This window comes from Bradyrhizobium sp. RD5-C2, assembly GCF_019972155.1.
Taxonomy (GTDB): Bacteria; Pseudomonadota; Alphaproteobacteria; order Rhizobiales; family Xanthobacteraceae; genus Bradyrhizobium.
This window is the reverse complement of the sequence record NZ_BOVL01000018.1, coordinates 100,890-109,241: the sequence shown is the minus strand read 5'-3', so window position 1 is coordinate 109,241 and position 8,352 is coordinate 100,890. Positions and strand designations below refer to the sequence as shown.

The 8,352-nt window shown below is 65.3% G+C and carries 5 protein-coding genes; 3 read left to right on the top strand and 2 right to left on the bottom strand.

Features of this window, described 5'->3' with window-relative positions:
• Positions 1–80: 80 nt before the first annotated feature.
• Entirely contained in the window at positions 81–1,661 is a 1,581-nt protein-coding gene (locus BraRD5C2_RS20990) for a fatty acid--CoA ligase (RefSeq protein ID WP_223970992.1), read from the bottom strand.
• Positions 1,662–1,919: 258 nt separating this feature from the next.
• Positions 1,920–2,795 carry an SDR family oxidoreductase gene (locus BraRD5C2_RS20985; RefSeq protein ID WP_223970989.1) on the bottom strand — a complete coding sequence of 292 codons (876 nt, stop codon included), beginning with the start codon at positions 2,793–2,795 and terminating at the stop codon, positions 1,920–1,922.
• 100 nt (positions 2,796–2,895) lie between these two features.
• Between BraRD5C2_RS20985 and BraRD5C2_RS20980 the strand changes: the two genes are divergently transcribed.
• The 3 genes from BraRD5C2_RS20980 (at position 2,896) to ppc (ending at position 8,308) form a co-directional block, all read left to right on the top strand.
• A complete protein-coding gene (locus tag BraRD5C2_RS20980; protein ID WP_223970986.1) occupies positions 2,896–3,708 on the top strand; it encodes a crotonase/enoyl-CoA hydratase family protein in 813 nt (270 codons plus the stop codon).
• A 123-nt stretch (positions 3,709–3,831) separates the two neighbouring features.
• Positions 3,832–5,376: an acyl-CoA synthetase gene (locus BraRD5C2_RS20975; protein ID WP_223970983.1), complete on the top strand. Its 1,545-nt coding sequence runs from the start codon at positions 3,832–3,834 to the stop codon at positions 5,374–5,376.
• Positions 5,377–5,512: 136 nt separating this feature from the next.
• Entirely contained in the window at positions 5,513–8,308 is a 2,796-nt protein-coding gene (ppc, locus tag BraRD5C2_RS20970; protein ID WP_223970980.1) for a phosphoenolpyruvate carboxylase, read from the top strand.
• Positions 8,309–8,352: the final 44 nt, after the last annotated feature.

The following is an 8,352-nucleotide window of genomic DNA, read 5'->3' as shown; positions in this document are numbered from 1 at the left end:
CGTCCGCACGGTAGTCTGCAAGCCAAACCACCCATCAGCCGCCTCGGCCTTCCGATGGACGACCTCCTGAGATTCCACAGCTAGTTCACCTGCCGGTCCTTCCCCACCCAGTACGGATCGCGCAAATTTCGTCGCAAAATCTTGCCCGACGGATTGCGCGGCAGCGCCGGGATGAAGTCGACCGATTTGGGCGTCTTGAATCCCGCGATCCGCTCGCGGGTGAAGTTGATGATGTCGGTCGCCGTCGCGCTCTTGCCAGGCTTCATCACCACCACCGCCTTCACCGCCTCGCCCCATTTGTCGTCAGGAATGCCGATCACGGCGGCTTCCGCCACATCGGGGTGATCGCACAGCGCACTTTCGACTTCGGCCGGATAGATGTTCTCGCCGCCGGAGATGATCATGTCCTTGATGCGGTCGTGGATGTAGAGATAGCCGTCACTGTCCATGTAGCCGGCATCGCCGGTGCGCAGCCAGCCGTCGCTATCGATGGTGCGCGCGGTGGCCTCGGGCAGATTCCAGTAGCCGGCCATGTTGGAGCCGGAACGGGTGGCGATCTCGCCGACCTCGCCCGGCGGCAGCGGCTTGCCGTCCGGATCGAGGATCGCAAGCTCGATGCCGGGCAGCGCCTTGCCGGCGGAGCGCATGCGGTCGAGCCCCTCGATGTGATCCTCCGGCGGCAGCGCGACGATGGTGCCGGTGGTCTCGGTCATGCCGTACATCTGCACGAAGCCGCATTTGAAGACCTCGATGCATTCCTTCAGCAGCGCCGCCGGGATCGGTGAGGCGCCATAAAGCATGTACTTCAAACGGGAAAAGTCGACCTGCCGCGCGCGGGGCTGCCGCACCACGAACTGCATCGCCGCCGGCACCATGAACAGCTTGGTGATGCCGGACTGCTCGAAGAAGTCGAGCACCTTGGTCGGGTCGAACTCGCGGGCGATCACGCCGCGGGCGCCGTGATAGAGCCCCATCACGCCCCAGCCGGAGCCGCCGATGTGGAAGATCGGCATCGCGACCAGCGAGACGTCGTCGGTGGTCCACCGGTTCCATTCCGGCTTCTCGGCCTCATTGCCGCTCTGCACGAGGTTGAGGAAGTTGGCGTGCGACAGCATCGCGCCCTTCGGCTTGCCCGTGGTGCCCGAGGTGTAGAGCTGGATCGCGATGTCCTTGGGCTCGATCGCAACGCGCGGGTCGTCGCCGCTCTGCGCGTTGCGCCAGGCGAGATAGTCGGGCCATTCCGGCGCGCCGCCCTCGGTCGTGATGACGGTGCGGACGCTCGGCAGCTTGTCCCTGATGTTGCGCGCTTGCGTGATGAATTCGGGGCCGACGAACAGGGCGGGCGCCTTGCAGTCGTCTACGATGAAGGCGACCTCGGGGCCTGCGAGGCGCCAGTTCACCGGCGCCATCACCACGCCTGCCTTCATCGCCCCCATCAACAATTCGAAATAGAAGTCGCTGTTCTTGCCGAGATAGGCGATCCGCTCGCCTTTCTTGATGCCCATCGCGATCAGCGCGTTGGCGACGCGGTTGGTGTTCGTGTCGAATTCGGCGAAGCTGGTTTGCCGGCCCTCGAACTCATAGGCCAGCGCATCGCCGCGACCTTTAGCGCGGTCGCGCACCATGTCGGCAAGGTTGCTCAGTTTCGGCGCGTCGGACATGTTTCCCCCGGGACGTCTTGTTTTGGTTGCGCGGAGTGTGGCGGCATCGCGCGGGAAAAACAATACGGGGGAGGTGGCCGCGACGTTTCAACATCGTCGTCCCGGCCTAGTGCGCAATTGCGCACGGGGCCGGGACCCATTGCCACAAATGTTGGTGTGGCGCGACGCTGGGGCCACAGCGGACGCGAACGTCGCAATGCGGTGGCTATGGGTCCCGGCCTGCACCGGGACGACGGCAGAGGAGTTGGCGCGCGAGCTTCAACCTCGCGCCGCGCGATCCTTCTCGTTCTGGGCCTTGATCGAGTCGCGTGCCTTGGTCCAGTCGTCGTCGCTCCAGTCGCGGAGCTGGTAGAAATTGCCGCCCATCGCCAGCGCCTGCGCGCCGTCCATGGCGATGGTCTCGCCGTTGATCCAATCGCAGCCGCCGGAGATCAGGAACACCGCGAGGTTCTGCAGCTCCTCCATGGTGCCGACCCGGCCCATCGGGTTCATCGCCTTGGTCTGCGCGCCGGCCTCGTCGCCGGGCTTGATGCGCTTGCTCATGCCCTCGGTCGGGATTTCGCCCGGCGCGATGGTGTTGAGGCGGATGCCATGGCGGCCCCATTCGATCGCGAGCGACATCGTCATGGCATGGATTGCCGACTTGCTCATCGCCGACGGCACCACATAGGGCGAGCCGTTGCGCACCCAGGTCACGGTGATCGACACCACGTTTCCGCGATTTCCGCCGGCGATCCAGCGCCGGCCCACCGCATGCGTCACATAGAAGGTGCCGTGCATCACGATATTGGCCACTGCATCGAACCCTCGCGCGGAGAGTTCTTCCGAGCGCGAGATGAAATTGCCGGCGGCGTTGTTGATGAGATCGGTGAGGGGACCGCTGGTGGTCCAGATCGACTCGATCATCTCGTCGACCGCCATCGCATTGCGGATATCGACGCCGTGGCTAACCACGCGTCCGCCATGCTCGGCCATCAATTCGGTGGCGGTCTCGTCGCAGACGCTCTTGCGGCGGCCGCAGATATGCACCTCGGCTCCGAGCTGCAGGAACCGCGTGGCCATGGCCTTGCCAAGGCCGGTGCCACCACCGGTTACCAGTATGCGCCGCCCGGCAAGAAGCTGGTCAGAGAACATCGTTTCCTCCACGGGGGTTGTCAGTTAATTGGTCGATTGACTAAAAGCGGACAACGGCCTTTGTGTAAAGCGCCAACTCAAGGACAAAGCGGAGGGAATGATGGAAGATCGCGTTTCGATATCGATTTCAGACGGTATCGCCGATGTCCGCCTGGTGCGGACGGACAAGATGAACGCGCTCGATGCCGCGATGTTCGAGGCATTGGTCGCTGCAACCGACCGGCTTTCCAAGGAAAAGGGCGTTCGGGTCGTCGTACTGTCCGGCGAGGGACGGGCCTTTTGCGCCGGCCTCGACATGGGGCGGTTCGCCGCCATGAAGGATGGCGGTAACGGGGTGCCGGGCGGCGAGAGCCGCGATCTCACCATCCGCACCCATGGCAAGGCCAATTTCGCGCAGCAGGCGGTCTGGGGCTGGCGCCAGCTTCCGGTGCCGGTGATCGCCGCGGTCCACGGCGTCGCGTTCGGCGGCGGCTTCCAGCTCGCGCTCGGCGCCGACATGCGCTTCCTCTCGCAGGACGCGCGGATGTCGATCATGGAGATCAAATGGGGCCTCGTCCCCGACATGGCGGGAACGCCGATCCTCGCAAGCCTCGTGCGCGACGATATTCTGCGCGAGCTCACCTATACCGGCCGGATCTTCTCGGCGCAGGAAGCACAGAGCTACGGCCTCGCCACCCGCGTCTGTGACGATCCGCGCGCCGCCGCGCTCGAGGTCGCGCGCGAGATCGCCGGCAAGAGCCCGGATGCGATCCGTGCCGCGAAGCGGATGCTGAACAATCTGTCGGTCGATCCGGCGGCCGCGCTGCTCGCGGAGTCGGTCGAGCAGCAGAAGTTGCTCGGCAGTCCGAACCAGACCGAATCCGTGCGCGCCAATCTGGAGAAACGCGCGCCAAGGTTTGCGGATGTTAGGTAGCGACCGCCGCGTCATCCCGAGATGGTCCGAAGGACCAGTCCTAGCATCTCGAGATTCCGGGGTCGATGCTGCGCATCGCCCCGGAATGACGACTTAACCCGACGACAGATCGGACAGCGACAAATGGAAACGTCCCAACCCTTTCTCGGTATCGTCAGCGGCGGTCGCCGGCGCGAGCACGCTGCGGTCGCCGAGCGCACCGAGCGCATCGCGAGCGGCCTGAACAAGCTCGGCGTCAAGCCGGGCGACAGCGTCTGCATGCTGATGCGCAACGACATCGCCTTCATCGAGGCTGCCTACGCAGCGATGCGGCTCGGCGCCTATGGCGTTCCGGTCAACTGGCATTTCAAGCCGGAGGAGATCAACTACGTGCTGACGGATTCCGGCACGCGCGTCCTGATCGGCCATGCCGACATGCTGCATCCGTTGCGCGGCGCGATCCCGGATGACGTCACCGTGCTCAGCGTGCCGACGCCGCCGGAAATCCTCGCCAACTACAAGATCAATCCCGATCATCTCGCGACACCCGACTTCGCGATCGATTTCGAATCCTGGCTGGCGCAGTTCCCGCGCTATGATGGCCCTGTGGTGCCGCAGCCGCAGAACATGATCTACACCTCTGGCACAACGGGCCATCCGAAGGGGGTGCGCCGTTTCGCGCCGACGCCGGAACAGACCGCCAATGCGGAAGCGATGCGCGGGATGATCTACGGTCTGAAGCCGGGCGCGCGCGCGATCCTGCCGGGACCGCTCTACCATTCGGCGCCGAATTCCTTCGGGCTGCGTTCGGGCAGGCTCGGCGGCGCGCTGGTGCTGATGCCGCGCTTCGACGCGGAGGAATTTCTGCAGCTGATCGAGCGCGAGAAGATCGACACCATCTTCATGGTGCCGACGATGTTCATCCGCCTGATGAAGCTGCCCGAGGAGGTGCGCCGGAAGTACGACATGTCGTCGCTCCGCCACATCATCCATGCCGCCGCGCCGTGTCCGCCCGACGTCAAGCGCGCCATGATCGAATGGTGGGGACCGGTGATCTACGAATTCTACGGATCGACCGAGTCAGGTGCGGTGACGTTCGCCAATTCCGAGGACGCGCTGAAGAAGCCCGGTACGGTCGGAAAGATCTCGCCCGGCGCCGAGCTTCGCTTCATCGGCGACGACGGCAAGGAGGTGCCGCAGGGACAGATCGGCGAGATCTATTCGCGGATCGCCGGCAATCCCGATTTCACCTATCACAACAAGTCGGAGAAGCGCGCCGAGATCGACCGGCAGGGATTCATCACCTCGGGCGACGTCGGCTATATCGACGCGGATGGCTACGTCTTCATCTGCGACCGCAAGCGCGACATGGTGATCTCGGGCGGCGTCAACATCTATCCGGCCGAGATCGAGGCCGTGCTGCATGCGGTGCCCGGTGTGCACGACTGCGCGGTGTTCGGCATTCCCGACGCCGAGTTCGGCGAGGCGCTGATGGCGGTGGTCGAGCCGCAGCCGGGCGTGACGCTCGAGATCGCCTCGGTCCGCGCCCAGCTCAAGACCGCGCTCGCCGACTACAAGGTGCCCAAGCATATCGAGATCCAGACCAATTTGCCGCGGGAGGATTCCGGAAAAATCTTCAAGCGCCGGCTGCGCGATCCGTATTGGGATCGGGCGGGGCGGCGGATCTAGGGGCACCAAGCAACCGTTGTCCCAGCCTTCGCCGGGACGACATGGGTGTGTGTGCAGCGCTTCCAAGTTCATCTTGCGCTGCGGCAAAAAAAGCGCACACTCCGGAGGAACCCGGCAGCCTCTGGAGTAGCCCGCCATGTCACCCCAGACCATGCCTTCCGACACCGACAACGGTGCCAGGAGTGCCGCAGAGAAGGCGGCACAGGAGGAGGATGCACGGCTCCGGAACGACATCCGGCTGCTGGGGCGCGTGCTCGGCGACACCGTCCGCGACCAGGAGGGGGCCGGCGTGTTCGACCTGGTCGAGCGCATCCGCCAGACCTCGGTCCGGTTCCACCGCGACGAGGACAAGCTGGCGCGGCGGGAGCTGGAAGGCATCCTCGACGGCATGTCGATCGACGAGACGCTGCGGATCGTCCGCGCCTTCAGCTATTTCTCCCACCTCGCCAACATTGCCGAGGACCAGAACAATATCCGCCAGATGCGCAGCCGCGGCCCCGGCGGGGCGCCCCGCCCGAGCACGCTGGAGCAGACGCTGGTGCATGCCCGCCAGGCCGGCATCAGCCCGGCCGATCTGCGCAGCTTCTTCAAGAATGCGCTGGTCAGCCCGGTCCTGACCGCGCATCCGACCGAGGTCCGCCGCAAGAGCACGATGGACCGCGAGATGGAGATCGCGGACCTGCTCGACCGCCGCGAGCGGCTGCAGATGACGCCGGAGGAGAGCGAAGCCAGCGACGAGCAGCTGCGCCGCGCGGTCGTGACGTTGTGGCAGACCAACCTGCTGCGCCGGACCAAGCTGACCGTGCTCGACGAGGTCGCCAACGGCCTGTCGTTCTACGATTACACCTTCTTGCAGGAGGTCCCGCGCGTGCACTGCGCGCTGGAGGACCGGCTGAACAAGGAGGGCGGCGAGGCGGGCGAGCTCGCCTCGTTCCTCCGAATGGGCAGCTGGATCGGCGGCGACCGCGACGGCAATCCGTTCGTCACCGCGGAGGTGATGCGCGGCACGCTGCGGCTGCAGTCGAGCCGGGTGCTCAGCTTCTATCTCGAACAGTTGCATACGCTCGGCGCCGAGCTGTCGCTTGCGGCGCACCTCGCCGACGTCTCGGACGAATTGCGCATCCTGGCCGAGCGTTCGCCGGACACCTCGCCGCATCGCAGCGGCGAGCCGTATCGTCTGGCGGTATCCGGGATCTATGCGCGGCTCGCAGCGACTGCCATGCGGCTCGAGGTCGAAACCACGCGGCCGCCGGTGGGCAAGGCCGAGCCCTATGCGAGCGTCATGGAATTCCAGGCCGATCTCGACGTGCTCAATCGCTCGCTGATCGCGAACAATTCCGGGGTGATCGCGCGCGGCCGGCTGCGGCAGTTGCGGCGGGCGGTGGATTGCTTCGGATTCCATCTGGCGCGGCTCGACGTCCGCCAGAATTCGGCGGTGCATGAGCGTACTGTCGCCGAGCTGCTCGACACTGCAAATCCCGGCACGTCGTATCTGGCGCTCGGCGAGGATGCGCGCGTCAGCCTGCTGCTCGGCGAATTGCGCAACGCGCGGCCGCTGGCTTCGCCCTTCGTCAAATATTCCGAGGAGACCCAGAGCGAGCTCGCCGTGTTCCGCGCCGCGGCCGAGGCCCACGCCAGGTTCGGCCCCGAAGTGATCCCTCAATGCATCATCTCGATGTGCAAGGGCATGTCCGACATGCTCGAGGTCGCGGTGCTGCTGAAGGAGGTCGGGCTGGTCAATCCGTCCGGCCGCAGCGCCATCAACATCGTGCCGCTGTTCGAGACCATCGAGGATCTGCAGGCCTCCAGCGGCATCATGGACCGCATGCTGGTGCTGCACGACTATCGCAAGCTGGTCGACAGTCTCGGCAGCGTGCAGGAGGTGATGCTCGGCTATTCCGACAGCAACAAGGACGGCGGCTTCGTCACTTCCGGCTGGGAACTCTACAAGGCCGAGATCGGCCTCGTCGAGGTGTTTGAGCGCCACGGCGTGCGGCTGCGCCTGTTCCATGGCCGCGGCGGCTCGGTCGGCCGCGGCGGCGGCCCGAGCTATGACGCGATCATCGCGCAGCCCGGCGGCGCAGTGAACGGCCAGATCCGCATCACCGAGCAGGGCGAGATCATCTCCTCGAAATATTCCAATGCCGAGGTCGGCCGCAGCAACCTGGAAATCCTCGCCGCGGCCACGCTGGAAACCAGCCTGCTGCAGCCGCGGCAGAGCGCGCCGCGCCCCGAATATCTCAAGGCGATGGAGGAGATTTCCGCGCTTGCGTTCAAGGCCTATCGCGGTCTCGTCTACGAGACCGAAGGCTTCGCCGACTATTTCTGGGGTTCGACCGTCATCAACGAGATCGCGACCTTGAACATCGGCAGCCGTCCGGCCTCGCGTAAGAAGACCCGCGAGATCGAGGACCTGCGTGCGATTCCGTGGGTGTTCTCCTGGGCGCAATGCCGGCTGATGCTGCCGGGCTGGTACGGCTTCGGCAGCGCGGTCGAGACCTGGATTGCCGAGCACCCGGAGCAGGGCATGCCGTTCCTGCAGGAGCTCTACAAGGAATGGCCGTTCTTCCGCACGCTGCTCTCCAACATGGACATGGTGCTGGCGAAGAGCTCGATCGCGATCGCCTCGCGCTATGCCGAGCTGGTGCCTGATGTTGCGCTGCGCGAGAAGATCTTTGGCCAGATCCGCCGCGAGTGGCATCTTTCGATCGAGACGCTGCTCGACATCATGGGTCACGACCGGCTGCTGCAGGGCAACCCGCTGCTGGAACGCGGCATCCGCAACCGCTTCCCGTACATGGATCCGCTCAACCACGTGCAGGTGGAGCTGTTGAAGGAGCACCGCGGCGCGCAGAACCCCGACGAGCAGGTGCTGCGCGGGATTCAGATCACGATCAACGGGATCTCGGCGGGGTTGAGGAACAGCGGCTAGCCACGCTGTCGTCCCGGCCTAGTGCGCGATTGCGCACGGGGCCG

Coding starts and splice junctions, on each gene's coding strand:
- BraRD5C2_RS20990 (WP_223970992.1), bottom strand. CDS start 1,661: ATGTCCGACGCGCCGAAACTGAGCAACCTTGCCGACATGGTGCGCGAC.
- BraRD5C2_RS20985 (WP_223970989.1), bottom strand. CDS start 2,795: ATGTTCTCTGACCAGCTTCTTGCCGGGCGGCGCATACTGGTAACCGGT.
- BraRD5C2_RS20980 (WP_223970986.1), top strand. CDS start 2,896: ATGGAAGATCGCGTTTCGATATCGATTTCAGACGGTATCGCCGATGTC.
- BraRD5C2_RS20975 (WP_223970983.1), top strand. CDS start 3,832: ATGGAAACGTCCCAACCCTTTCTCGGTATCGTCAGCGGCGGTCGCCGG.
- ppc (WP_223970980.1), top strand. CDS start 5,513: ATGTCACCCCAGACCATGCCTTCCGACACCGACAACGGTGCCAGGAGT.